The organism is Prauserella cavernicola, from assembly GCF_016595675.1.
Lineage (GTDB): Bacteria > Actinomycetota > Actinomycetes > Mycobacteriales > Pseudonocardiaceae > Prauserella_A > Prauserella_A cavernicola.
Genome location: NZ_JAENJH010000007.1, coordinates 63,258 through 88,270 on the forward strand (window position 1 = coordinate 63,258; position 25,013 = coordinate 88,270).

Below are 25,013 nucleotides of genomic sequence, written 5' to 3' on the forward strand. Positions count from 1 at the left end.
ACCTCCAGCGAGAACTGCCGCTGGGACGTCCGCCGGCCTCGCGTCGGCAAGGCCGGCGTCTTCTCTTTTCGACCACAGTGTCGGCGGTTGCGGGGGCAGCGTCGGATGCCTGTCCCTGTCGAAAGGACGGGTGACGGGGATGGCGACTGCTCCGCTCCGTCGCCGGTGGGCGGAACCCGGTCACGCCGAGTCGGACTTCCTGCTCGTGGTGCGCCGGTTCGCAGGACCCGTCCGCGGGGTCCTGCTCGTGCTGGTCAGTGTTTTCGGGACTCTGGCGGCTCCGGCGGCGCAGGTCCCGCTCGCGTTCGCGTTGCTGGGGCTCGCCGTCGTGTGCGGGGCGGCGGACGTCGTCGCCGGTTGGACGGATCGGGGCACGCGCGCGGCCCTGGTGCTGACGGTGGTGCGGGCGGCGGCGATCTGCCTGGCGCAGGACGCGACCGCACCCGTGCCCGGAGGTGTGAACCAGTGGGCGTTCAACACGCTGACGATCACCGCGATCACCATGCAGTGGCAGTGGCCGCCCCGGGTGACCGTGCCCGCGCTGGCGGCCGTGCTGGCGGTGTCTCTGCCCTCGTCCGGGGCCGACGACACGCTCATGACGGTGCTCAGAGTGCTGATCGAGAGCGTGCTCGCGCGACTGGCACTGATGCTGCTGCTCCGGTCGGCGCGGGAGGTCGACAGCGCGCGCGAGCGCCAGGTGGAGTCGGAGCGCGCGGAGTCCGTCGCACTGGCGCGGCGTCGCGAGGAGCGGGAGTACCTGGCGCTGCTGCACGACACCGCGTCGGCGACGTTCCTGATGGTCGCCTCGCGGGGCGCCGACTCCGATCCCGACGAAGTCGCGAGGTACGCGCGACGGGACCTCGACGTCCTGACCGGCTTCTCCGACGACTCGCAGGCCTACGACGGGCTCGTCGCCCTCGAGCCCTCGTTGCGGCCGGTTCTGGAGCACAGTCCGCTCGACGTGAACGACCGGTGGGACCAGTCGCCGATGGTCCCGGTGCCGGTCGCCCTCGCGCTGGTGCGCGCGTTGCGGGAAGCGCTGCTCAACGTCGAACGGCACGCGGGCGTGGCGGAGGTGGACGTGCACGTCGCGGCCGAGGGCGGTGGTGTGGCGGTGACGGTGACCGACACCGGCCGCGGGTTCGACCCCGCGGCGGTGCCCGCGGACCGGCACGGCGTGCGCGGCTCGCTGGTCGAGCGGATGCGGGCCGCGGGGGGCAGCGCGGTCGTCAGCTCGTCGCCGGGCTCGGGGACCACCGTGCGTTTGGCGTGGTCCGATGACTGAGCCGACGAGCGGCACGCGCTCGTACCTGTTCGCCGACCAGGTGTTCCCGGTGCTGCGGATCATCCTGCTGGCCATCGTGACGCTCGTGCAGACGGTGCTGTGCGGGGTGCCGTTGCTGGCCAACCACGACGTCTACGACCCCGCGTGGGTCGCCGACGCCGCGTTCGTGGTGCTGGCGCTGGTGGGTGCGGCGTGCGCGCCCTGGGTGCTGCGTGGCAGGCCACTGCCCGCCGCGGTGGCGTTGCCGGGAACCGCGGTGTCGCTGCTCGCCGCGGCAGCCGCCACCTGGACGGTGCCGCCCGATCTGCACTTCAGCGAGGTGGACTGGTCGTTCGGACTGGTCGGCTGGCACCTGTTCCTGTTGCTCGCCGAACGCGTGGCCGTGCTCATCGCGGCCCTGTGCCTGCACGTCGTGATCAGTCTCGGGCTGTTCGTCGTGCCCGGACCGCCGGATCGGGGCGCGGTCGGGTCCGGGATGATCTTCCTGGTCAGCATCATCGCGTTCCAGTTCGCCGTCGTCGTGGTCGTCTGGGTGTTGCACCGCAGGGCCGAGCGGGTCGGCGAGCTGGCCGCCGAACGCGACCGGCTCAGGACCGGTCAGGCTCTCGCCGAACAGCGCAGGCTCGATCACCGGCAGCGGTTCGCGGGGCAGCTCGGTGCCACGTTGCCGCTGCTCGCGGGCATGGCCGACGGAACACTGGATCTGCGCGCGCCCGGCACCCTGCAGCGCGTCACGCTCGCCGCCACCCAGTTGCGCAGACTGTTCGCCGAGAACGACGACGTGCCCGACCCGCTGGTGCACGAACTGTCGGCGTGCGTCGACGTCGCCGAGCGCCGGGGCCTGGACGTGTCACTCGGCGTCAGCGGCGAGACGGTACCGGTGCCGACGGCGATTCGCCGCGAGCTGACCGGTCCGGTGATCACCGCCCTGTCGCTGGCACGGTCGCGGGCCAAGGTCACGCTGCTGCGCGCCGCCGACGACGTTCGGGTCGCCGTCGTCGCCGACTCCGGGACAATCGACTCCGCCACGTCGGGCTCTCACGGAACCGTCGTGGCCTGGTATTCACACGGTCAGCACACTCGCATGGAGGCCAGATGGCGCCCAGAACCGATCCGGCTGACCTGACCGCCGTGGTGGTCGACGACCATCCGGCCGTGCGCGCGGGCGTCGCCTACTGGCTCTCCGCGGGAGTTCCGCCGGTCACGATGGTCGCCGAGGGAGAGGACGTGCGCGTGGCCTGGCTGGGCGAGGGTGCCGAGGCCGACGTGGTCGTCCTCGACCTGAATCTGGGCGGCCCGGTGCCGGCGCTCGGCGACCTGCGCAGGCTCGTGGAAGCGGGCAGGCGAGTTGTGGTCTATTCCATGCGGGCCGACGACGGTATCGCGTTGCAGTGCCTTGACCTCGGGGCGCTGTCGTACCTGACGAAGGCCGAGAGCGCGAGTCACCTCGTCGAGGCCGTGCACGCTGCGGCCTGGGACAAGCCCTACACGCCGCCGTCGCTGGCGGGTGCCCTCGCGGGGGACCGCTCCGAGCGGCGGCCGACGTTGTCCTCCCGCGAGACCGAGGTGCTCGTCGAGTGGTTCCAGTCGGAGTCGAAGGAGTTCGTCGCCCACCGGCTCGGAATCGCCGCGAGCACGGTCAACTCCCACCTCGAGCGCATCCGGATCAAGTACGCCCAGACCGGCAGGGAGGCGTCGACCAAGGCCGCCCTCGTCGCCAGGGCCATCCAGGACGGCCTCATCGGCGTCGACGACCTCTGACGAGGCGACCGGCGCTTACACGGCATCGGCATTCATGTCAATCGGTTGTTCGACCCACACCGCCGCGCCGCGAGGGCGGATACCGTCGGCTCGCCTGGCTGCGGACCCGGATGCGGCGGTCGTCTTCCTGTCGATTTCCGGTGATCGCGCTGTCGTCGGACCCTGCGCTGGGGGTGCAGGGTCCGTTGCGGCGCGCGTGCCGTCGACGTGGGCACGCCGGTACCGCGGATACCCTGACAGCGGCGCCGACCAGGCGGCCAGCCGGCGCACGCGTCCCGGTACGTCCGTCGGCTCCGAACTCACCGATGGGCCGCAGTGATCTCCGAAACCCCCGACACCTCTGAGCTCGACGACGAACGGTATCGGCTGGCCGCGCTCCGCAGGTTGTGCCGCATCCCGTCCGCGGTGCCACTCGGACCGGACACGCTCATCGGCCCCGACGACCCGATCATCACCGAGTACCTGCGCCGTGGGCCACGTCGTGAGTTCGCCGAGCTCGGCGTGACCGGTCTGGTCGAGCTGCCGATGAACCAGTTCGCCGTGCGCTTCGGCGACGGTGACGGGCCCGGCTTGGCCGTCATGGCGTACACGCCGACCCAGCACAACAACCTGATGGCCGATCCGTGGTCGGGTGACGTGCGGACTCCGCACGCGCACGGCGTGGACGAACCGTGCGTCTTCGGGCAGGGCGTGTCGCAGAACAAGGCTCCCCAGGTCGCGCTGCTCGACCTCGCCCGCTGGATCCTGGAACACCGGCCGCGGATTCGCGGCACCCTGTGGCTCATGATCAACAACGAGGGTCGCAGCAGCCACGCGTGCAGCACGGCGGCGCTCGAGGCGTTGCCCGAGCTCCCGGACAACGTCCTGCAGCTGTTCCCCACCGGTTTCCAGAGCTCGGTCGGCAACCGCGGGCGCGTGGATGTCACCGTCCACATCCGGGGCCGGGCCGTGCATTCCTCGCGCGCTCCCCGCGACGGCCGGGTGATCGACACCGCGGCCGAGTTCGTCACGCGCCTGCGGGCGCTCGACCTCGAACTGCGGACGAACGTGCACCACCGGCTCGGCGGCGAGCAGGCCGTGGTCTACCAGCAGACGTTCGACCCGGTCGCTCCGCACACCCTGCCCGCGTCGGCGACGCTCGTCGTGGACCGGCGGCTGCTTCCCGGCACGGCGGTCGACGCGGCGGTCGACCAGATCCGCCGCATCGCCGCCACCCTCGACGGTCCGGACTGCGAGCTGGTCGTGGAGCCAGGGGTGGTGATGGATCCGGTGCTGCTCGAGGGACGGCCTCCGGTGCTCGACGCGCTGCGCGAGGCGGGGGAGGAGCATCTGGGACAGGCGCCGCCCGAGACCGTGTACGGCGGCAGTTTCGACGCTGGGGGACCGGTGCGGCTGGGGATCCCCACGGTGATGTTCGGGCTCCCGGCGGAGGGCGATCTGCTCGGCGACGACTTCGTGCGCGTCTCGGCGGTGCACCGGCAGTCGCGGGTGCTGCGCTCGGCGGTCCGGCGGTACTTCGCATGAGCACGATCGCGCTGATCGGCTGCGGGAGCATGGGCGTGCGCCACGCGCGAGCCCTGCTCGCGGCCCGCGACCTCGCCCCGCGGCTGACCCACGTGTGCGACCGCGACCCCGTCCGGGCCGGGGACGTGGCCTCGCTGGTCGCCGAGGCGGGATTCGAACGTCCCCGGGTGTGCGCGGATGTCGAGGAGCTGTTCGCCGACCCCGGCCTGGACGCGGTGATCGTCGTCCTGCCGACCTCGGCCCACCACGATGTCTGCCTGAGCGCCCTGCGGTCCGGCAAGCACGTGCTCGTGGAGAAGCCACTGGCGCTGACACCCGCTCAGGCCATCGCACTGGCCGAGGCGGCCGACCGGCACCAGCGTGTGCTGTCGGTGGCCGAGAACTATCGCCGGCTGCCGGCCAATCGTGCGCTGCGCGGACTGCTCGACGACGCGGGCGGCGCGATCTCCATGACGACGGACATCGTGTGCTCTCCCCGCCTCGAGCGACAGCTCAACGGAGCCGACTGGTACGGCGACCCCGCCATCGCCGGGTCCTACCTCGCGCACGAGATGGGCGCCCACGAGATCGACCTCACCCGCTATCTGCTCGGCGAGATCGAGTCGGTGTCCTGCGTCGCGCGCTGCGCGGGCCCGGACGGCGACCCGAGACGGGCCGAGGAGCTCGTCGCCACCCTGCGCTGCGCGTCCGGAGCGGTCGCGCAGCTGAACCTGCGGTCCTCCGAGCACGAACAGCCCGGAGGTGACCGCCGGATCGTGCTGGAGAACGGATCCGTGGACAGTGCCGCGTGGGAGGTCTGGGACGGCAGGCACGTCGATCGCGCGGGGCGGCCGACCACGACCGATGAAGTGCTGCGCCACCGCTACGCGGAATCGGGCCTCGTGGAGCCGGTCCGGCCGTTGTTCGACCGCTCCGATGTCACGCGCAGCGGCACAGTGTCGGTCCTGCGGGAGTTCCTGGACTCTGTCGCGGGGCACGCCGAGCCCGAGATCGACGGCTGGGACGGCGCTCGCACACTGGCGGCCTGCGAGGCGCTGATCGCCTCCGCGAGCACCGGGCAGGCCGTGCGGCCCGCCGACCTCGTGACTGGCCTGCGATGACGCTCTGATCGTCCGGCCTCCGGCCCGGATGAGAGGGTGTAGCCGGTATCGGTGGTGATCACAGGGAAGAGGTGCGTGATGGGCGATCGGCGATCGTGGCTCCTGCGCGACGCGGACGTGCTGGACGTGCTCACCGGTGAGGTGGCGACGGGGCAGCGGATCCTGGTGGTCGGCGGGACGATCCGCGAGATCGGCGGTGCCGACGTCGGTTTCGCCGGTGCCGAGACCATCGACCTGGGCGGCCTCACGGTCATGCCCGGCATGATCGACGGACACGTCCACGTCACCGCGCCGACCCACGACCTGGCGTCGATGCGCACACTGTCGCCGTCCTACACCGCCATCTACGCGGCCAACCAGCTCAGGGCCATGCTCGGCCGGGGTTTCACGACGGTCCGCGACTGCGGTGGTGCCGACCACGGGCTCGCCAGAGCGCTCGACGACGGGATGATCGTCGGGTCGCGGCTGTACTACGGGGGCAAGGCGATCTCGCAGACCGGCGGCCACGGCGACATGCGCGCGGCCGGTGAGCACGTGCGGGACGACTCGTACTGCTGCCCGGACTGGGGCCGCGTCTGTGATGGCGTGCCCGAGATGCGCAGGGCGGTCCGCGACGAGATCCGCAAGGGCGCGCACCACGTGAAGCTCATGCTGTCGGGAGGAGTGGCCTCGCCCACCGACCGTGTCGACTCCACGCAGTTCGCGCTCGACGAGATCCGAGCCGCCGTCGAGGAGACGACCGCCGCCAACCGCTATGTCGCGGGGCACGCCTACACCGCCGAGGCGGTCCGGCGCGGTCTCGTCAACGGTGTCCGGACGATCGAGCACGGCAACTTCATCGACGAGCAGACCGCCGCACTGTTCCCTGAGCACGGCGCGTTTCTCGTTCCGACGCTGACGAACCTGCGGGCGGTCGCCAAGCGGGGCACGGAGATCGGCTCGGCCCCGGAGACGATGGCGAAGGTGTCCACTGCGCTCGAGGCCGGGCTGAGCGGCCTGGAGGTCGCCTACCGCGCCGGCGTCGACATCGTCTACGGAACGGACCTGTGCGGGCTCCCGCTGCAGGAGCTCCAGCCCCAGGAACTGCTCGCCCGCGCGGAGGTGCAGAAGCCGATCGACGTCATCCGGTCCTGCACGTCGGTCGCGGCGCGGATGCTCGGCGAGGAGGGCAGGCTCGGAATCGTCGCCCCGGGCGCGCACGCCGACCTGCTGGCGGTTCGCGGCAACCCCGTCGACGACCTCCACCGGCTGACGCGGGGCGAGCACTTGGGCCTGATCATGCGGGGTGGCGCGCTCATCCGGGACCCCCACTAGCGCGGCCACTCAGGCGTGGACGGCCACGCGGGCGCGTGCGTCGGCGCCGGGGTCCGCGGCGCGGCGGGGTGGTACTCCACCGGTCTCGGGCCGGTGTTCGAAGTGCCACCATTCGTTGTCGTAGGTGCGGTAGAGGTTGTGGCCTGCGCCGTGTTCCTCGAGCCACCGGGCGCCCTCGCGCGGGCGGACGTCGAGTGCGATTCCCTTGACGTGGCGCGATTGCTCGGGCGGCAGCACCAGCAGCCTCGCCGCGGCCTCCGATCCGGACCGGCGCACCTCCTCGTCGAAGAGGTGCCGCTGGGTCCCGGGGTCGCGGTGTCCCGACGTGAGCCCGATGAGCTGGCCGTGCTGCCAGAACGCCTCGGTGCGGGCGGCGGTGAACGCGGCGCGCGCACCGTCGGCCAGCCCGCCGAGGTCCTCCCTGGGGAACCGCAGGCCCAGCGCCCAGCCGCAGGCCAGCTCGCGAGCCCGACGGGGCCGCCAGGCCAGAGCGGGCAGCAGCAGGAGCACGGCGAGCAGCTTCGTGACGGCGGCGAAGACCCGGTCCCGGGCGGCGCGCGGGCCGTCCACGGTCGGAGTCGGCGCGGGCCTGTCGCCACGGGTGTCACCGGCGCTCATCTTGCCTCATCCCCTCTGGTGCACGATGCGTTGTTCCCTCAAGGGTGTCCCGGCCGCGAGTTCTGGACATCGGCTCTCCGGACGGGCCTGGAGGCGTCCGCATCGGCCGTCTGGCCGATGCCGGATGGCCGATCGCGAGCCCGCGCCTCGGGACAACCGCCTGATGGTCCACTGAGGACAGAGAAACGGGGCTCGCGGTGACCCGCGAGCCCCGTTCTCACGCTGTCATGGTGTGGTGATCAGGGCAGACCCAGGACGTAGGAGCCCGGGTGCGTGGCGCCGTCCTGGCGCAGGACCGGCAAGTCCTCGGGCCACGCGAAGGTCACCGGGGTGTCGAGGCCCGGAGGCGTGACGCTGATGGTCTCGGGCGTCCAGTCGTCCTCGGGCAGGCTCGGGGTCAGCGTCCGCAGCGTCGCCACCTCGCTGCCCTCACCGGGTGTGAGGGCGACGAAGTCCTTGTCGTGACCAGGTTCCTGCGGCAGGCGGAACGTGTCGCCGTAGGGCGCGTGCTCGGGGCCGGTGAGGTCCACAGTGGGCAGTCCTTCGACGCCGCAGGTGGTCTCGGAGATGTTCTTGAGGATGAGCGTGCGGTCGAATTGTCCCTGCACGCCCTCGGTGGGTTGCGGCTCACCCGCGATGACCTTCAGCTGCCCGGAGGCGCACGGCGGAACCTCGGCGCCCTCCGTGGCTCCCGGCGAGTCGGCCGTCGACGCCGAGGCGGTGGTCATTCCGACGATCCCGACGACGAGGGCGCCGCTCGCGGCGACGACACCGGTGGTCACACGCTTGGCAATGGACTTGGACATCGAACTTTCCTCCCTTGATCGGGTGATTGCTCGTCATTTCTGAATGACGACTACCCGTTCTCCGGTTCGCTCACTCTGTTCTTTCGGTCAGTGAATTCTGACTCCTCGACTCTTTCTCATGACCGGTAGACGCACGTCGAGAGCGCGAAGTTGACCGGAAGTGAACTCAGTCACAAAATTCTGAAATGGTGAACCCTGTGCAATTCGCGACGACGGTGAGCTTTATTAGCGGCGAATTAGCTGCCCGGATTTACGTGTTTATCGAGGTACGGCCACGCGGCGTCGTCCCGGGTGTGAGCGCGCCGCTGCTTCCGCGGACTGAGGCGACAGCGGGCGTTGTCGACCCCGCCGGCCTGTCCTCCGGTGACGCGTGGGCCAACAGCCGCCAGCCCCGCACGATGGCCGGAGCGGACGCCAGGGGCAGGCTCCTTCTGACCACAGTGGATGGTCGCTGATCCGGTGGCAGCGAGGGCTTCACGCTCGAGGAGGCCGCCCGCTTCATGCGCTCGATCGTGAACGCGATCAACCTCGACGGCGGCTCGACCACCAGGGCCGTCACCGGAGTTCTCGTCAACACACCCTCGGATGCCGCGGGGGAGCGGGCGGTCGGCGACACGATCCAGGTGCTGCCCGGCCGACTCGGCCGTGACGTGTCCAGAAGTTCACGGTTTGGTCGCATGGAGCTAGCCACGCCGCACCTTGTGGTTGGACTTCGCGGATAACCTCGGCGTCCCCCGAACCGACTTGCAAGGGACGACGATGGACGAGCGGGCCGACCTTTCCGCAGCACCCGAATCGACCGAGGCCGGCGTCGGCAGGCGCCAGTTCATGGCGCTGGGCGGACTCGGCGCCGCCACCGTTGCGCTCGGCGGCACCGCACCCGCGGCGTCGGCGGCGCCCGCGCCGGCCTCGCGAACGGCGAAGCTGCGCTTTCGCAAGGACGGCACGTACAAGATCGTGCAGTTCAACGACACGCAGGACGACGAGCGCATCGACCGGCGCACCCTCGAGCTGATGAACGCCGTGCTGGACGACGAGCGACCCGACCTGGTGATCCTCAACGGCGACAACATCACCGGCGGCTGCGACACCGAGCTGGAGATGCGGCAGGCGATGAACAACGTCGTGCAGCCGATGGAGGAACGGAAGATCCCGTGGGCCATCACCTACGGCAACCACGACGAGGACTCCACTGAGACGGCCGGTCTCGACGAGTCCGAGATGCTGGAGTTCTACCGGTCCTACGACCACAACGTGAACGAGCGCGGCCCGCGCGGCGTCACCGGCACCGGCAACATGAACCTGTTCGTCCGCGCCTCCCGCGGGAACAAGCCGAAGTTCAACCTCTGGCTGCTGGACAGCGGCCGTTACGCGCCGGAGACCCTCGCCGGCCAGGACTTCGAGGGCTACCCGACCTGGGACTGGCTGCGGATGGACCAGGTCGCCTGGTACTACCAGCGGTCGACGGAGATCGAGCGGCAGGCCGGCCGGAAGGTGCCGGGCCTGATGTTCATCCACATCCCGCTCTGGGAGTACCGCTTCATGTGGTTCGGCAGCGTCGACGGCCGCACCGACGCCGACCACGCGCGTGGCGTGGCCCGGCACGGCATCGTCGGTGAGCGCAACGAGGCCGAGTGCCCCGGGCCGTTCAACAGCGGCATGTTCAACGCGATCCAGACCCGCGGCGACGTCAAGGGCGTGTTCTGCGGGCACGACCACATCAACACCTACCACGGCGACTACTACGGCGTGCTGCTCGGCTACGCGGGCAACACCGGCTTCGGTACCTACGGGCTGTCCGGTGCCGAGCGCAACCGGCTGCGTGGCGCGCGGGTCTACACCCTCGACGAGAACACCGAGGACGTGCTGGAGAGCACCTACATGGTCTTCGCCAAGGACTACGGCATCGACCTGACCGCGAACGACCAGAGCATCGACCCGGGGCCGTTGCCGTCCTGATCGGACACTCCGGGCCGCCGGACGTCGTGTCCGGCGGGCCGGGATCACGCCAGCCAGGGTGCGCGCACGAACGAGCGGTCCAGATCGCCGATCCTGGCCGCGCCCATGAGCTGCATACCGACGCGGACCTCGTTGGTGAGCAGGTCGAGAGCCCTGGTCACGCCCTGCCGTCCGCCCGCCATCAGCCCGTACAGGTAGGCCCGTCCCAGCAGGACGAAGTCGGCGCCACAGCACAGGGCGGCGATGACGTCCGCCCCGCTCATGACACCCGAGTCGAGCACGATCGGGATGTCAGGGCCGAGCTCACGGCGCACTTCGGGCAGTGCCGTGAGCGACGCGGGCACGTGGTCGAGCTGGCGTCCACCGTGGTTCGAGACCACCACGCCGTCGGCGCCCGTGTCGACGGACCTGCGGGCGTCCTTGCCGGTGAGCACTCCCTTGACGAAGAGCTGCCCCGGCCACACCGAGCGGATCCACGCCAGGTCCGAGAAGTCCAGGGACGGGTCGAACATCGAGTTGATCAGTGTCGGCAGGTCGGTGCTCGACGGCGAGAGCGAGGCGAAACTCAAGGGATCGGTGGTGAGGAAGTTGAACCACCACTCGGGCCGGTACGACGCGTCGGCCAGTGTGCGCAGCCGGATCCGGGGCGGGATGGTCATCCCGTTGCGAACGTCGCGCAGGCGCTGGCCCGCGACCGGGGTGTCGACAGTGACCAGCAGGGTGTCGAACCCGCTCGCCCACGCCCGGTCGAGCAGCTCCTGCGACCGGGCGCGGTCCTTCCACAGATACAGCTGGAACCACCGCCGGGCCTGCGGCGCCACGGCGGCGACGTCCTCGATGGACCGAGTGCCCATCGTGGACAGTGAGAACGGAATCCCCGCCCGTTGCGCCGCCACGGCGCCCGCCTCCTCGCCCTCGGCGTGCATGAAGCGAGTGAAGCCCGTCGGGCCGATGCCGAAGGGCAGGGCGGAGTGCCCTCCGGCGATCGTCACCGACAGGTCCACCTCGGCGGTGCCGTGGAGGACGGGCGGGAGCAGTTCGACGTCGTCGAACGCCGCCCGGTTGCGCGCCAGTGTCCGCTCGCGGCCCGCGCCGCCGTCCACGTAGTCGAACGCGGGCTTGGGCGTGCGGCGTTTGGCGATCGTCCGCAGGTCCCAGACGTCGGCCGCTCGGGCGAGCCGCGCGGCGCGACGGTCGGGGTTGAACCGCTCGAAGCGCATCAGCGCGGCGAGCTCGGAGAGCTGGGGTCGGCGTCGCATCATCGTTCCGTCGTCGTGGCTTCGGTGGTCAGGGGCGCGACGGCGGGCCTGCGGCGGGACCACACGAGAAGTGCCGCCACCGAGCTCACGCAGCACAGGGTGAGGAACGACGCCGCCGGCCAGGTCGCACCGTCGAACGCGGCGATCAGCGCGGTCGCCACCAGCGGCGTGGTGCCGGCCACGAGCACGCCGTTGAACTCGCGTACCAGCGCGATACCGCTGAATCGTTGTTCGGCGGGAAACAGGTCGGCCAGGAACGCGCCCTGAGCACCCGAGGTGCAGGCGATGACCACGCCGTAGCCGATGGCGAGCGCCACCGTCGCCACGACGGTGTCGCCGGTCGTCAGCGCCGAGAAGAGCGGGAACGCGAACAACGCGCCGGCCGCCGACCCGAACAGCAGAACTCTGCGCGCCCCGAACCGGTCCGCGGCCCAGCCGCCGACCGGGGTGCCGATGATGCCGAAGACGGTTCCGATGGTGACCGCGGCCAGCGCCTCACTGCGCTCCATGCCCACCGCCGACGACGTCATGTACGCCAGCGAGAAGGTGGCCATGATGTAGTTCAGTGCGTTGTGGCCGGTGATCGAGAAGAAGCCCACCGCCACCGCTGCCCGGTGCCTGCGGAGCAGTTCGACGAGCGGGAGCTTGGTGTCCTGCTGATCGGCCGCGCGGCGCTGCGCCTCGACGTACTCCGGGGTCTCCTCCAGCCGCTGCCGGATGAACACGGCGAGCCCGAAGAGCACGGCGGAGGCCAGGAACGGCACTCGCCACGCCCAGTCCAGCAGTACGGCGTCGTCCAACGCCGACACACCCAGGAACGCGCCGGTGGCCAGCACGATGCCGGCGGGAACGGTGGCGAGCACGAGTGAGGTCAGGTAGCCGCGGCTGCGGCTCGGCGCGAACTCGGCCACGAGGGTCACGGCCCCGGCCAGCTCGGCTCCGGCGCCCATGCCCTGCAACAGGCGTAGCACCACGAGCAGTACCGGAGCCAGTACGCCGAGCGTGGCGGGTGTGGGCAACAGTCCGATGCCGACCGTGGCGACGCCCATCAGCACGATCGTCAGCAGCAGTGCGGGTTTGCGCCCGACGCGGTCTCCGATGTGGCCGATCAGGATGCCGCCCAGTGGCCGGGCGAGGAATCCGACGGCGAACGTGGCGAAGGCGGCCAGGGTGGCGGCGGTCTCGGTGCCTTCGAAGAACAGCGGCCCGATCACGACGGCGGCCGCCGCGCCGTACAAGGCGTAGTCGTACCACTCGATGAGGGTGCCGGTCATCGCCGCGATGAGTGCTCTGCGAGTGCCCTTGCTCAGCTTCGCCGACGCAGGGGGTGGGACGTCGTTGTCCATGCCCGAATCTCCAGTGGGGGAGGTGAGATATTTCTGAAAGATATTTCTATCATGGGTGTGTGGCGCTATGGAAGTATCCGCGTGGAGGTGTGCATGGCCCAGGAGTCGATGGCTGATCGCTTGGTGCGTCAGTTGCGCGAGATGGTGCTCACGGGAGGGCTGGCTCCCGGGTCGGTCATCGTCGAGCCGCAGTTGGCCGAGCAGTTCGGTGTCTCCAAGACGCCGGTGCGGGAGGCGCTACGGCTGCTGGCGACCGAGGGGCTGGTCGCGGTGGTGCCCAAGAAGGGCTATCTGGTCAGGACCCTTGGCCCGCAGGACGTCAGCGAGGTGCTCGACCTGCGCATGCTGCTGGAGCCCCATGCGGCAGGTGCGGCGGCGATGTTCGCCGACGCGTCCCTGGCGAGCGAGCTGCGCGCCATCCTCGACCGGCAGGCGGAGGTGGCCGGTGCCGATCCGCTGGCCGGAATGTACGAGGCGCGGCTGTTCCACCAGGGAATCGCGCGCGCGGCTCGCAATCGCCGCCTGGCCGAGACACTCCAGCGCTGCTTCGACGAGTCGGCCCGCGCGCACCACGTCCTGCCGGGACTCCAGTTGCACATGACCAGGAAGCAGGAGCTCGAGGAACACGAGGCCGTCTTCGAGGCCATCGCCGCCGGAGACCCGAACCGGGCGGGCGAGGCCATGCGTGCCCACCTACGGACGATCCACGACACGGTCATGCGTCAGGTCGCCCACGGCTCCGGGCTGTGGGACTAGCACCGCACGCGGCTGTCGCTACGTGGTCAGGTGCTCACGGTAGAAGGGAACGAGCCGGGACATGGCCTGCTCGATGTACTCGGGCACGTCGTACATCTCGTAGTGGCCCGCTCCCTCGACGATGTGGAGGTCGACCGGGTTCGGCGCTCGCTTCCACAGCTCCATTCCCGCCTCGTAGGAGCCGGTGTTGCCCCGGCGTCCGGCGACGACGACGGCCAGCGGCTGCGTGAGCAGTTCCTCGATGTGGGCGAACGCGTCGTAGCCGAGCAGGAGGGAGTCGCTGCGCGCGAGCCGACGGTTGGTGGAGTGCTCGCTGTGTCCACGCGGGGTGCGGTAGTACGTGATCGCCTGTGTGGTGTCGATGTCGGTGAGTCCGATGGCCTCGGCGTCCTCGAGGGTGTCGGGCAGCCAGTTGACGCGGCCGAGCCGTCCATTCAGGACTTCCCGCGTGCGTGCCGCCGCGAGGTCGTCCAGTGCCGCGGCGGCGCCGTGCGGAGCGAAACTCCGGAACGACGAGCCCATGTTGCCGCCGACGACGGTGCCGACCGCCCGGATGCGGTGGTCGGTGCGGGCTGTGTGCACGGCATATCCGCCACCGGCGCAGATTCCGAGGACTCCGAGGCGCTCCGGGGTGACACCGGGAAGGAGGGTCAGGGCGTCGATGGCGTAGGAGATGTCCTCGCCGCGGCGATAGGGATCCTCCACGTCCCGTGGTTCGCCACCGCTTCGACCCTGGTGGGCGGGATCGAAGACGAGTGCGACGAACCCGTTGTCCGCCAGCCGCGATGCGTAGTTCGCGCCGATCTGCTCCTTGACACTGCTGCCGGGTGTGGAGAGCACGACCGCGGCGTGGGACTGCCCGGGGTCGAACCCGTCCGGCAGGTACAGGTCGGCCGCGAGGTCGAACGGGTCTCGCGGGATGGAGATGTGCTGCAGTGGCATGGGCCGAGCCCCTTTCGCCTACGCTGTACGATCGTAGTCTTGTTCAGAGTTCGTGTTTGTTCAGTATCGAACTAACATGGGACTGTATCACTGCGGGGAGGAGTGTGCGATGTCCTCGGACGACGCGGCGCAGCTCTGGAAGTTGAACCAGCGCCTGCTGACGGTGGTGATGAACTCCTGTGCGGACACGTTCGACGAGCTCGGCCTGGAGACCAAGGAGTTCTTCGTCCTGGACGAGGTCGACACCTGTCAGTACCCCGCAGCGCTCGCCGCGAAGCTGATGATCCCGAAGGCGAGCGTGACCATGTATCTGAGGAGCCTGGTCGCGAAGGGGCTCGTGCGCAGGGAGATCGACGACCAGGATCTGCGCCGTCATCGGCTGGCGACCACGGACAGAGGTCGAGAGGTGCGCCAGCGCGCGCTCGACGCGCTCGCCGCGGAGTTCGCGATCATCATGGGCCGGCTCGACCAACGCGACCGCGACGAACTACGGCGACTGCTGCACGCGCTGCTCGACCCGAGCTAGCGGTGACCGATCCCTGTCCCGTGGCCGTCGACCAGGACGGCGGTGTGGACGACGCGTTCGCGCTGGCCCTGCTGGCCGCTGATCCGCGAGCCGCGCTCGTCGCGGTGGGCTCGGTCCACGGCAACGTCGAGGCCGAGCGCGCGGCCCGCAGCGCGGCGCGCGTGCTCGACCTGGCCGGCGAGCACTCCACCCCGGTCGCGTGCGGGGCAGCTCGGCCGCTCGTGCAGCCGCTGCGGCTGGCGCATCCCCGGGACCCGCTGGGCGCGCTGATCGGCTCCTCCTCGGCCCGCGTCCCGGCCGATGTCGATGCGGTGGGCCAGTTGCTCGCCGCCGCGCGCACCCACTCAGGCCGGCTGTCGGTGCTGACACTCGGGCCGTTGACCAACCTGGCCATGGCCCTCCAGCGAGCTCCTCGGCTTCCTCATCTGGTGCACCGGGTCGTCGTGATGGGCGGCGCCCACCGCATCAGCGGCAACGCCACTGCCACGGCCGAGAGCAACATCTGGCACGACCCGGATGCGGCCGAGATCGTGCTCGGCGCCGGATTCGCGAACCTGACGCTGGTCCCGCTCGACCTCACCCGTGAGGGCACCGCCGTGCGTCTGGGACTCCACCACCTCGCGGCATCCGGGGGCCTGCGCGGCCGAGTCGGGCGGTCGCTGCTGGCCCACCGGAGTCGGCTGCCCGCTTTCGCGATCCACGACGCCCTGGCCGCCGCCATCCTGCTCGACCCGCACCTCGCCACGTACGAGCACCGCGGGCTGCGCGTACTGCTCGAGGGCGAGCACCGCGGCCGGATCGTGCCCGCCGACCCCGTCTCGCGGCTCCCGGTCGCAATCGCGCGGGACGCGGACTTGAGCGGACTCGGCATTCGGCTGTGCCGTGCGCTCCGGGGGCCGGTGGCGGCGCGGTGGCGTGAACGGGGGAGTGGCGCGGCCGGGAAGTCGGTGCGGTGACGGCTGTCGGGAACGGATTGGGGCACTCGCGGTCCCGAGTGCAGAACTCGCGGTTGGGAGCGCAGGACTCGCGGGCTGGAGTGCAGGACTCGCGCGTTAGGCGTCTCGTCGTGGTCACAGAATGGGTCAGTGGGACGGGATGTCGCGGATCGCCCGCACCACGGCGTCGGGCCGGCGCCAGGCGATGCCCGAGTGCCCGGCGTCGTCCACCCGGCGCACTGTGGTCCGGGGGAGTGTCGCGGCCAGGTCGGTGTAGAGCCGGTGCTTGGTCTGCGCGGACTCGGCCAGCGAGGCCCGCGCCTCCGGCGGCACCAGTTCCTCGGCGACGGTGTCGGTACCCATCGCGGACACGATGATCGTCGGCACGTCGGGGTCGGGTCCCGCGTCGCGGACCTCGCCGAACAGCCGGGGCAGGTTCATCGGCTCCCGCAGCGACCGCCGGTAGGTCTCGCGGCTGAATCCCTGGTCCAGCACCGGTTCGCGGATCTCGGCGGGCCAGTCGGCGAGTGCCCGGCCGAACGTGGCCCGGTACGCGGTCCGCATCGCGTCCAGCTGCTCGGGCGAGAACCGCTCGTCGGTACCGGTGTCCCGCAGCAGCCGTGCCCGCTCCTCCGGCAGGTAGCCGACGATGTCCTCGTGGGTCGGGTCGAGCAGGACCAGACCGGCGATCTCGCCGGGGAACCGCTTGGCGTAGAGCCGCGCGTACAGGCCGCCGAGTGAGTGCCCGACCAGCACGTACGGGTCCGGCACAGCCGCGGCGCGCAGAAGTTCGCGCAGGTCGTCGGTCACCCGCGTGCCGCTGCGCGGCAGATCCACCGGGTCGCTCCAGCCCGTGCCCAGCCGGTCGTAGACCACGCTCGTGGTGAACTCCGCGACCAGGGTGTGCACGTTCCAGTAGTAGAGACCGAACATGCCGCCGCCCGCCAGGAACACCACGGGTGGCCCGCCGGTTCCGCAACGATGGAGCAGCATCGCCGCACCCGAGACGTCGTAGTGCTCACCCAGCGGAGCCCGCGCGGTGTCGTCGGCCGATGACCGTCCACTGTGCGGTGTCGTCACCGGGGCGTCCGCGCGACCGGGGGCACGGGGCGCCGCGCGACCTCGGCGGCGTCGTCGGGCCGCAGGCCGAGCATCCGCAGCACCAGTTCGGCCATGCCGATCGCGGTGGCGTCGCCGTCCAGCTCTGGGCGGCTGAACCGCAGCTCGATCAGCGACAGCAGCGAGCCGCCGAGTACCGAGACCGCCAGTACCGGGTCGGCGACGTCGAAGCGGCCCGTGGCGATGCCCTGCTCGATGTCCCGTCGCGCGCGGGGTGCCAGCCCGAGGTCGGAGTGCGCGAGGCCGAGCGCGCGGCGCCGCAGCACCTGCATCACCTCCGGGTGCGTGTCCGACATGCGCGCGGCGAGCCGGAAGCCGCCCGACACGAGCTCGGCCGGGTCCTCGACGTCGCCGAGTCCGTCGTCGAAGGTGCGGCCTATCTCCTCGAGCGCGTCGGTCACGGCGGCGTCGAAGAGCTCGCTCTTGGACTCGAAGTGGTTGTAGAAGGAGCCGAAGCCCACGTCGGCCCGGTGCGCGATGTGCTGGATGCTCGCGCCGTTCTCCCCGCCCTCGGCCAGGATCTGCCGGGCCGCGTGCACGAGTGCCTGCCGGGTGGCGGCACGACGTCGCTCGTTGCGGGTTCCCGGCGGGGCGGAGGTCGGCATGCGGCGAGCCTAACAACGCCGGTGAGCCGATCAGCAGAAATGACGGGTCGATCAAAACTGATAGAGTCATCAGTATGGTCGAGAACGCGGTGCCGTTGACCGGGGCGATCGACGTGCACGCCCACTACGTCACTCCGTCCCTGCGCACGGCGATGGAGGCCGCCGGTCACGGCAGACCGGACGGGATGCCCTCGATCCCGGACTGGGACCCGGACGCCGCGCTCGCCGTCATGGACCGCACCGGCATCGCCGCCATGCTGCTCTCGGTGTCCTCTCCCGGTGTGCACTTCGGCGACGACGAGGCGGCGCGGCGGCTGGCGCGCTCGGTGAACGACGAGGGCGCGGCGCTGGTGGCGCAGAGTCCGCACCGGTTCGGCCTCCTGGCGTCGCTGCCGCTGCCCGACCCGCCGGGTGCGCTGGCCGAGCTCCGGCACGCGTTCGATGTCCTCGGGGCCGACGGCATCACCCTGCTCACCCACTACGAGGGCCGCCACCTCGGCCATCCCTGCTACGAACCGCTCCTGGCCGAACTCGACGAGCGTGCGGCGGTGGTGTTGCTGCATCCGACCTCGCCGCGGTGCCCGGAGCAGGCGGGTTTTCCCGCGCCGATGCTCGAGTTCCCGTTCGAGACCACGCGAGCCGTGGCATCGCTCGTGCTGTCGGGGGTGCCCGAGCGCTACCCGGCGATCCGGTTCATCGTCGCGCACGCGGGTGCCGCGCTGTCCGCGCTGGCCGACCGCGTCACGGCGTTCTCGTTCACGATCGGCGAGCGGCCGGTGGACGTGGCGGGCGCGCTCGGCGGGCTGTACTACGACGTGGCCGGGTTCGCGCTCCCGCGGTTGCTGCCCGCGCTGCTGTCGCTCACCACCGCCGACCGCCTGCTCTACGGCAGTGACTACCCGTTCACGCCGGACGGGGTCGTGCACGGTCTCGCGAGCGCACTGGCGACCACCGACGTCCTGAACGCGGACGAGCACCGCGCGCTGCAGTGTCGGACGGCGACGCGGCTCTTCCCGAGGTTGTCCTCCTCGGGCTCCGCCCGGTGACCGGGAGAAAACCAGGTCAGGTCGCACGCTGAGCCGCCGTGCTGTCGGGGGAGCGGCCTCGCAAGCGGGTGCACCGGCGCTGCCGCCGGTGCACCCGTCGTGTCAGGACGCGGCCGAGCTCGCCGCCGACCGGCGGGCCTCGTAGGTGAAGATGCCCTTCGCCATCAACGAGGTCTCGGTCTCGCCGCGGGCGGTGTAGAGGGCGGCCCTGGCCCGGTGGACCTCCCTGTTGTCCGGGTCGGCGTCGGCGGCCCACTCCACGAGCTGGCACGCGAGCCGGAAGTCGCCCGTCGCGGCCAGCTCCTCGGCGCGGCGGACGAGTTCCCCGCCGCCCCCGGCCAGCGCGGCGACCTCGGTGGCGACGGCGGTGTCGGTCGCGGGCTTGAGGCGCGCCGGGTTTCCGTCGTACCAGCCGCCGTAGAGCCTCCAGATGTTGCGCACGACGAACTCGGGCTCGTCGTAGAGCGGCCGCAGGTAGGGCTTCGCGAGCGTCGCCTCCGGCACCGTCACCGTGTGCAGGATCGTGTTCAGCGACGCGCCCTGGTTCATCAGCGTCACGGTCTCGCGCACGAGGTACTCGAGCACCTCGGCCACCTCGGTGAGCACGGTCCGGATGCGCTCGCGGCCCGCGATCGGCAGACCGTGCGCGGGCAGCACGAGCTCGGGCTCCTTCTCGAGCATCGCGCGCAGCGCCTGTGCCCACTCGCAGGGGTAGCGCTGGACCTTCTGCGGGTTGCCCGCGTTCGGGAAGTTCCAGATCAGCAGGTCGCCGGTGCAGATCGCGCGCTTGCCGGGGATCCAGGCCCACAGGTGGTCGTCGGTCTCGCCCTTGGCGTGGTTGAGCTCGATGTCGAGCCCGCCCACCGACAGCGTGTGCGAGTCGCCCACGAGCACGTCCGGGCGCACGAGGTCTTTCGGCAGCCAGCCCCGCTCGAGGGGGTTGGCGGACGGCCGCAGTTCGCCCGCGCCGGTGCCGTCCGTCGCGGGTTTCTCCACGAGCCAGCCGAACTGCCGCAGGTTGATGAGCACGTTGTAGGGGTCGGTCTCGGCGTAGCGGTCGAAGCGCTTCGGGGCGTTCTCGTGCGCGATGACCCTCGGGGCCTGTTCGCCCCGGCGCTCCGCGTCGGCCCGTACCGCCGCGCCGCCGCCGACGTGGTCGAGGTGGCCGTGGGTGTAGACCACGGTGTGAACGGGGTCGTCGCTCCACTCGCGCAGGGCCGCGACGACCTCGGTGCCGCTGGAGGAGCTGCTGGCGTCGAACAGCACCAGACCCTCGTCGGTGCGCAGCGCCACGCAGTGCGAGAACGACTCGACCATCGCGACGTCCTCGACGATCTCGGTCAGCTTCTGGGTGACCCGGTTGACCGGTTCGTCGCGGTCGCCGGTGTCGATGATCCGGGCGGACAGCTCGAGGAGCTCGGACACGGTTTCTCCTTCGTTGTGTTACTGGCGAAAGAAATGAGGCCGTCTGTTTCCTCCACTGTGGAGGGACCTCGGCCGCGAGGTGATCACTTTCGCGACCCGTGGTCATCACGATACTCACGGGTATTCGATGCTTGCAAGTATTCAATACCTATGAGTATCGTACCGGCATGACTTCATCACAGGAGGCTCGAGAGGAGTCGCGGCCGCAGAGCCGGGACGCACGGCGTCACGTGGCGGACGCCGTGGTGCCGAACGTCGCGTTCCTCGTCGCCTACGAGACGGTCGGTGTCACGGCCGGGGTGATCTCGGCGATCGTGGCGGGAGCCGTGCTGGTCGTCATCCGGCTGCTGAACAAACAGAAGCTCACGATGGTGTTCGCGGCGTTCGGCGTGGTCCTGCTGCACGCGGGCACCGTGGTGGCCACCGGCGACGGGCGCGACTACTTCCTGCCGTGGCTGCTCTTCAACGTCGGCCTGACGGTGGTGCTCGCCGGCTCGCTGCTGCTGGGCAGACCGATCTCGGCCCGCATGACGCGCTCGGCCGCGCTGTCCCGCGACATCTCGAAGCACAAGAAGGTCACCGCGCTCTGGACCCTGCTGGGTGCACTGCACCTGCTCGTGGGTCTGCCGCTGTACTCCGCCGATCTCGTCGTGGCGCTCGGCGTGGCCAAGTTCGCGCTCGGGCCGCCCGCGATCCTGCTGCTCGGCGTGCTGTCGTGGCGGATCCTGCGCACCCCGGACCAGGACGACGAGAGCGGCGAGAGCGGCGAGGGCGGCGAGGGCGGCGAGGGTGAGGAGTCCAGAACGGAGAACCAGGCGTCATGACGACCCCGGTTCCCCGCGTCCGGCGCGAGGAGGTGCGCCGCCGGTTGCTCGACGCCGCGGCGGAGGTCTTCGCCGAGCGCGGCTACGAGGCCGCGAGGCTCGACGAGATCGCTCACGCCGCCGGGTTCACCAAGGGCGCGGTGTATTCCAACTTCGCGGGCAAGCCGGCACTGCTCGCCGCACTGATCGAGCAGCAGGCCAGAAAGCAGCTGCTGGTGGGCGCTGTCGAAGTGCGCGCCCAGAACCGACCCGGCGCGGTGCTGGACCACCTCGCCGAGGTCGTCGCCAGGGAGATCGTCGAGCAGAGCACGTGGAGCAGGCTCCACGTCGAGATCGCCCAGCGGGCCGCGCACGACCCCGAGGTCCGCGAGACCTACGTCGACGTCCGCCGGAGTCTGCGCGACCAGCTGGCCACGACGCTCGCGGCGGGGTGTGCCCGGCTCGGCGTGGAGCTGACCGTGCCGGCCGAACAGCTCGCCCTGACCCTGCAGGCGCTGCGGCTCGGGCTCGCGCTCGAGCACGGCACCGACCCCGAGCAGGTGGACCGCGCCACCGTCACGTCCGTCGTCGCCAGCACGTTGCGTGGCGTGCTGCGCGGCCATACACAGTCCACTGTAGACCCATGGAGGGATTCCGCATGACCACGACCAGTTCTCCCGAACGCGCGCCGTTGACGTCGGACGCGCGCACCAGGCTCGCGTTGCTCGGCACCGCGGGCGGGCCCAACTGGTGGCTCGACAGCCCCCGGTGCGGCATCTCGTCGGCCGTCGTGGTGGGCGACAAGTACTACCTCGTCGACGCGGGTGCCGGGGTCGGCCCGCAGATCCGCAGGGCCCGGCTCGGCAACTGGGAGTCGCGGCTGTGGGGCCCGCTCGACGGGCTGCGCTCGGTGTTCCTGACGCACCTGCACTCCGATCACGTCTGCGACCTCAACAACATCCTCAACAACGGCCTCGCGAACGGGCTCGGGCTCGGCGGCCCCGTCTCGGTGTGGGGCCCCGGGGATCGCGGCGCGCTGCCACCCGCCCGGCCCGGCAGCTCGCCGACGCCCGTCGCGCCGGACAGTCCCACGCCGGGCACCCGCGAGCTGGTGGAGTCGATCGCGCGCACCTTCGCCACCGACTACAACGACCGGATCTTCGAGAACGGCATCGAGGGCACCGACGGCTTCATCACGGGTCACGACGTGCCGATCCCGAAGGAGTACCTGGCCGACCCGAACGGCGACCCGCACCCGCGGATGAGCCCGGTGCCGTTCTACGAGGACGACCGCGTGCGCGTGTCGGCCACGCTCGTGCGGCACGCACCCGTGTTCCCCGCGCTGGCCTTCCGCTTCGACACCGACGACGGCTCCATCGTCTTCTCCGGCGACACCGGACCGAGCGAGAACCTGGTCGAGCTCGCGACCGGCGCGGACGTCCTCGTGCACGAGGTGATCGCGGGGGAGTGGGTGGCCGCCGACTTCCCGTCGCCGCGCGATCCCGTCAACGAGGCGATCTATCAGCACCTCATCGGCAGGCACACGCTCATCGAGGACGTCGGCCCGCTGGCCGAGCGCGCGGGCGTGCCGACGCTGGTGCTCAACCACCTGGTGCCCGCCACCTGGCCCGTCGAGCGCTGGGAGGAGGCACAGAAGGGCTACTCCGGCCGGCTCGTCGTCGGCATGGACCTCGACCAGATCGGCATCGGCGCGGCGTGACCCGCCCGGCCCACATCCGAGACGTTTGGAGGAACTCGTGACCATCGAGATACCCGCACCACCCGACCTGCCCGGCGCCGCGCACAGCGACCTGCACAGCGAGCACGGCAGGCGCCGGGGCGAGCACCCCGGCCGCTCGCGCGACCCGATCATCAAGGTCCGCGACCTCGCGTGGCTGCAGTTCGAGAAGCCGGACCTGGACCGCACCGAGATCTTCGCCCGCGACTTCGGTTTCGTCGTCGCGTCGCGGACGCCGGACGAGCTGCGGCTGCGCGGCACGTTCGCCGGTACCGACTCGATCGTCGTCCGGCGCGGACCGTCGTCGCGGTTCGTCGGCCCCGTCTTCCGGGCCGCGGCCGTCGAGGACGTCGACCGGCTGGCCCGCCACACCGGCACCCGTGCCCGGCCGGTGGCACCCGGCAGGCCGGGGCGCATCGTGGAGGTCCGCGATCCCTCCGGCATCCCGGTGGGGGTGGTCGGCGGCGCCGAGGAACACGACGACCTGCCCGGTCAGCTCGCGCTGCCGCTGAACACCGGGCTCACGTCGCAGCGCCGGTTCACCCGCGTCAACGCCACGCAACGGCCTGCCCGCGAACCCGCGAGGGTGCAGCGGCTCGGGCACGTCGTGCTCGAGACACCGAGGTTCCAGGCCTCGCTGGACTGGTACCTGGACACGCTCGGCATGATCGTCAGCGACTTCCTCTTCCTGCCTGGCGACCGGGACTTCGGGCCCACGATGGCGTTCATCCGGTGCGACCGCGGCGGCGAGCCCGCCGACCACCACACGCTGGCCATGCACCTCGGCCCGGCGAGCGGCTACGTGCACTCCGCCTTCCAGGTCACCGACCTCGACGCGATCGCCGCGGGCGGCGAGTACCTGACCGAGCGCGGGTACAAGCGGGCGTGGGGCATCGGCCGCCACATCCAGGGCAGCCAGCTCTTCGACTACTGGCGGGACCCGGACGGCCTGATGGTGGAGCACTTCGCCGACGGCGACGTGTTCGACGCGACCGTCGAGCCGGGCTGGGCCGCCATGTCGTCCTCCGGGCTCGCCCAGTGGGGACCGCCCGTGACCCGCGACTTCCTCGGCACCTCCCCGGCGCGCCTCGTCGAGGCGCTGCACGCGCTGCGCGCCGACGACAACGACCTGACCCCCGCCCGCCTGCGGGCCCTGATGAAAGCGATGAACTCATGAGCATCTCCGTGCTGCGCACCGCCGACGCCTGGTACGTCGAGGTTCCGGGCACCGGCAAGGCCGTCGAGGTCACCACGAAGGCCACCACCACGGCGGACCTGCTCGCCGACCGCGCGGCGGTGGACAAGGCCGCCGCGACAGCCTCCGAGGCGACCGAGGCGACCGAGGCGACGGGCGCGGTGGACGTCGCCTCGCTGGACACCGTCTCCCCGGTGACCACGCCCTGTCGCGTGGTGGCGCAGATGGTCAACTTCCGTTCGCATGCCAAGGATTCCGGTTTCGACCCGGACACGGTGCTGCCCACGTTCTTCCGCAAGGCGTCGGGCTCGGTGAGCGGTCCGGGCGTGACGATCGTGCGGCCCGCCCACGTCCGGCTGCTCGACTACGAGGTGGAGCTCGGCCTCGTGCTCGGCGCCCCGCTGCCGGTCGGCACCACCGTCACCGAGCGCGACCTGCCCCGCTACGTGGCGGGGCTCGTGGTCACCAACGACGTCAGCGCCCGCGACATCCAGCTGCCCAAGGGCCAGTTCTACGAGTCGAAGTCGTACCCGACGTTCACGCCCGTCGGGCCGAGGCTCGTGCTGCTGGAGACAGGCGACGTAGCGCGGCTCGAGCGGCTGCGGCTGCGGTTGTGGGTCAACGACGTGCTCCGGCAGGACCGCACGCTCGCCGACATGATCGTGCGCCCCGCCGAGGCGCTGACCCTGCTGGCCCGCTTCCAGGCGCTCGACGCGGGCGATCTGCTGCTGACCGGCACGCCGGGCGGCACGGCGCTCAAGGCGCCCGCCAAGATCGCCGAGATCATCGGCGGGCTGCTGCCGCCAGCCGTGAAGTGGAAGGCGTTCTTCTCGCGCGCGGAGTCCAATCCGGACTACCTGCAGCACGGCGACGTCGTCACCGCCACCATCGCCACCGACGACGGCGCACTCGACCTCGGCACCCAGCGCACCCCCGTCGAACACAGCTGAC

At 71.0% G+C, this 25,013-nt stretch carries 24 protein-coding genes and 1 pseudogene; 17 read left to right on the plus strand and 8 right to left on the minus strand.

The genetic code is table 11. From position 1 onward, the window contains the following. Nucleotides 1-139 precede the first annotated feature (139 nt). The 6 genes from JHE00_RS24640 (at nucleotide 140) to JHE00_RS24665 (ending at nucleotide 6,984) form a co-directional block, all read left to right on the plus strand. The gene (locus JHE00_RS24640; protein ID WP_200322237.1) at nucleotides 140-1,285 is read left to right on the plus strand and encodes a sensor histidine kinase; all 1,146 of its coding nucleotides are present in this window, start codon (nucleotides 140-142) and stop codon (nucleotides 1,283-1,285) included. Then, nucleotides 1,278-2,411 carry a hypothetical protein gene (locus JHE00_RS24645; RefSeq protein ID WP_200322239.1) on the plus strand — a complete coding sequence of 378 codons (1,134 nt, stop codon included), beginning with the start codon at nucleotides 1,278-1,280 and terminating at the stop codon, nucleotides 2,409-2,411. The genes JHE00_RS24640 and JHE00_RS24645 overlap by 8 nt, the downstream gene beginning before the upstream one ends. Continuing rightward, nucleotides 2,381-3,046: a response regulator transcription factor gene (locus JHE00_RS24650; RefSeq protein ID WP_200322241.1), complete on the plus strand. Its 666-nt coding sequence runs from the start codon at nucleotides 2,381-2,383 to the stop codon at nucleotides 3,044-3,046. Before JHE00_RS24645 ends, JHE00_RS24650 begins: the two co-directional genes overlap by 31 nt. A gap of 315 nt (nucleotides 3,047-3,361) precedes the next feature. After that, a complete protein-coding gene (locus tag JHE00_RS35955) occupies nucleotides 3,362-4,570 on the plus strand; it encodes a M20 family metallopeptidase (RefSeq protein ID WP_200322243.1) in 1,209 nt (402 codons plus the stop codon). Beyond that, nucleotides 4,567-5,670, plus strand: a complete 1,104-nt coding sequence (locus JHE00_RS24660; RefSeq protein ID WP_200322245.1) for a Gfo/Idh/MocA family protein — start codon at nucleotides 4,567-4,569, stop codon at nucleotides 5,668-5,670. Before JHE00_RS35955 ends, JHE00_RS24660 begins: the two co-directional genes overlap by 4 nt. A gap of 78 nt (nucleotides 5,671-5,748) precedes the next feature. Then, entirely contained in the window at nucleotides 5,749-6,984 is a 1,236-nt protein-coding gene (locus tag JHE00_RS24665; RefSeq protein WP_200322247.1) for a metal-dependent hydrolase family protein, read from the plus strand. A 9-nt stretch (nucleotides 6,985-6,993) separates the two neighbouring features. Here the strand turns inward: JHE00_RS24665 and vanY-N are convergent, their stop codons facing one another. After that, on the minus strand, nucleotides 6,994-7,602 hold the full coding sequence (vanY-N, locus tag JHE00_RS24670) for a D,D-peptidase/D,D-carboxypeptidase VanY-N (protein ID WP_200322249.1): 609 nt from the start codon (nucleotides 7,600-7,602) through the stop codon (nucleotides 6,994-6,996). A gap of 239 nt (nucleotides 7,603-7,841) precedes the next feature. Beyond that, entirely contained in the window at nucleotides 7,842-8,408 is a 567-nt protein-coding gene (locus JHE00_RS24675) for a DUF4232 domain-containing protein (protein ID WP_200322257.1), read from the minus strand. 476 nt (nucleotides 8,409-8,884) lie between these two features. Here JHE00_RS24675 and JHE00_RS35260 point away from each other — a divergent pair. Beyond that, nucleotides 8,885-9,130 (plus strand): annotated as a pseudogene (locus JHE00_RS35260) (phosphodiester glycosidase family protein); the annotation flags it as partial. 37 nt (nucleotides 9,131-9,167) lie between these two features. Then, nucleotides 9,168-10,367 (plus strand): metallophosphoesterase family protein, encoded by a 1,200-nt coding sequence (locus tag JHE00_RS24685; protein ID WP_200322260.1) that lies wholly within the window; start codon nucleotides 9,168-9,170, stop codon nucleotides 10,365-10,367. 44 nt (nucleotides 10,368-10,411) lie between these two features. Here the strand turns inward: JHE00_RS24685 and JHE00_RS24690 are convergent, their stop codons facing one another. Continuing rightward, the gene (locus JHE00_RS24690; RefSeq protein WP_200322262.1) at nucleotides 10,412-11,629 is read right to left on the minus strand and encodes an alpha-hydroxy acid oxidase; all 1,218 of its coding nucleotides are present in this window, start codon (nucleotides 11,627-11,629) and stop codon (nucleotides 10,412-10,414) included. Further along, a complete protein-coding gene (locus JHE00_RS24695) occupies nucleotides 11,626-12,972 on the minus strand; it encodes an MFS transporter (RefSeq protein WP_200322264.1) in 1,347 nt (448 codons plus the stop codon). The genes JHE00_RS24690 and JHE00_RS24695 overlap by 4 nt, the downstream gene beginning before the upstream one ends. A gap of 108 nt (nucleotides 12,973-13,080) precedes the next feature. On the opposite strand from JHE00_RS24695, the gene JHE00_RS24700 reads away from it, so the two are divergent. After that, nucleotides 13,081-13,728 (plus strand): GntR family transcriptional regulator, encoded by a 648-nt coding sequence (locus JHE00_RS24700; protein ID WP_200322266.1) that lies wholly within the window; start codon nucleotides 13,081-13,083, stop codon nucleotides 13,726-13,728. Between the two features lie 18 nt (nucleotides 13,729-13,746). Here the strand turns inward: JHE00_RS24700 and JHE00_RS24705 are convergent, their stop codons facing one another. Next, nucleotides 13,747-14,670 carry an alpha/beta hydrolase gene (locus JHE00_RS24705; protein ID WP_200322268.1) on the minus strand — a complete coding sequence of 308 codons (924 nt, stop codon included), beginning with the start codon at nucleotides 14,668-14,670 and terminating at the stop codon, nucleotides 13,747-13,749. Between the two features lie 109 nt (nucleotides 14,671-14,779). Between JHE00_RS24705 and JHE00_RS24710 the strand changes: the two genes are divergently transcribed. Both JHE00_RS24710 and JHE00_RS24715 read left to right on the plus strand, forming a co-directional pair. After that, nucleotides 14,780-15,196 (plus strand): MarR family winged helix-turn-helix transcriptional regulator, encoded by a 417-nt coding sequence (locus tag JHE00_RS24710; protein WP_200322270.1) that lies wholly within the window; start codon nucleotides 14,780-14,782, stop codon nucleotides 15,194-15,196. A gap of 20 nt (nucleotides 15,197-15,216) precedes the next feature. Next, entirely contained in the window at nucleotides 15,217-16,152 is a 936-nt protein-coding gene (locus JHE00_RS24715) for a nucleoside hydrolase (RefSeq protein WP_307832087.1), read from the plus strand. Nucleotides 16,153-16,278: 126 nt separating this feature from the next. Here the strand turns inward: JHE00_RS24715 and JHE00_RS24720 are convergent, their stop codons facing one another. Then, a complete protein-coding gene (locus tag JHE00_RS24720; RefSeq protein ID WP_200322274.1) occupies nucleotides 16,279-17,211 on the minus strand; it encodes an alpha/beta fold hydrolase in 933 nt (310 codons plus the stop codon). Then, nucleotides 17,208-17,855, minus strand: a complete 648-nt coding sequence (locus tag JHE00_RS24725) for a TetR/AcrR family transcriptional regulator (protein ID WP_200322277.1) — start codon at nucleotides 17,853-17,855, stop codon at nucleotides 17,208-17,210. Before JHE00_RS24725 ends, JHE00_RS24720 begins: the two co-directional genes overlap by 4 nt. 74 nt (nucleotides 17,856-17,929) lie before the next feature. Between JHE00_RS24725 and JHE00_RS24730 the strand changes: the two genes are divergently transcribed. Next, nucleotides 17,930-18,901, plus strand: a complete 972-nt coding sequence (locus tag JHE00_RS24730) for an amidohydrolase family protein (RefSeq protein ID WP_200322279.1) — start codon at nucleotides 17,930-17,932, stop codon at nucleotides 18,899-18,901. Nucleotides 18,902-19,003: 102 nt separating this feature from the next. Here the strand turns inward: JHE00_RS24730 and JHE00_RS24735 are convergent, their stop codons facing one another. After that, complete coding sequence (locus JHE00_RS24735; RefSeq protein WP_200322281.1) at nucleotides 19,004-20,326, minus strand: alkyl sulfatase dimerization domain-containing protein; 1,323 nt, start codon at nucleotides 20,324-20,326, stop codon at nucleotides 19,004-19,006. 167 nt (nucleotides 20,327-20,493) lie between these two features. Between JHE00_RS24735 and JHE00_RS24740 the strand changes: the two genes are divergently transcribed. Genes JHE00_RS24740 through JHE00_RS24760 form a run of 5 tightly spaced genes read left to right on the plus strand, consistent with a single transcriptional unit; the run spans nucleotide 20,494 to nucleotide 25,012 of the window. Continuing rightward, nucleotides 20,494-21,150: a DUF3159 domain-containing protein gene (locus tag JHE00_RS24740; protein ID WP_200322283.1), complete on the plus strand. Its 657-nt coding sequence runs from the start codon at nucleotides 20,494-20,496 to the stop codon at nucleotides 21,148-21,150. After that, nucleotides 21,147-21,791 (plus strand): TetR/AcrR family transcriptional regulator, encoded by a 645-nt coding sequence (locus tag JHE00_RS24745; protein ID WP_200322284.1) that lies wholly within the window; start codon nucleotides 21,147-21,149, stop codon nucleotides 21,789-21,791. The genes JHE00_RS24740 and JHE00_RS24745 overlap by 4 nt, the downstream gene beginning before the upstream one ends. Beyond that, nucleotides 21,788-22,849, plus strand: coding sequence for an MBL fold metallo-hydrolase (locus JHE00_RS24750; RefSeq protein ID WP_200322285.1), 1,062 nt, complete (start codon nucleotides 21,788-21,790; stop codon nucleotides 22,847-22,849). Before JHE00_RS24745 ends, JHE00_RS24750 begins: the two co-directional genes overlap by 4 nt. A gap of 37 nt (nucleotides 22,850-22,886) precedes the next feature. Continuing rightward, nucleotides 22,887-24,044: a VOC family protein gene (locus JHE00_RS24755; protein ID WP_200322286.1), complete on the plus strand. Its 1,158-nt coding sequence runs from the start codon at nucleotides 22,887-22,889 to the stop codon at nucleotides 24,042-24,044. Beyond that, nucleotides 24,041-25,012, plus strand: a complete 972-nt coding sequence (locus tag JHE00_RS24760) for a fumarylacetoacetate hydrolase family protein (RefSeq protein WP_200322287.1) — start codon at nucleotides 24,041-24,043, stop codon at nucleotides 25,010-25,012. Before JHE00_RS24755 ends, JHE00_RS24760 begins: the two co-directional genes overlap by 4 nt. Nucleotide 25,013: the final 1 nt, after the last annotated feature.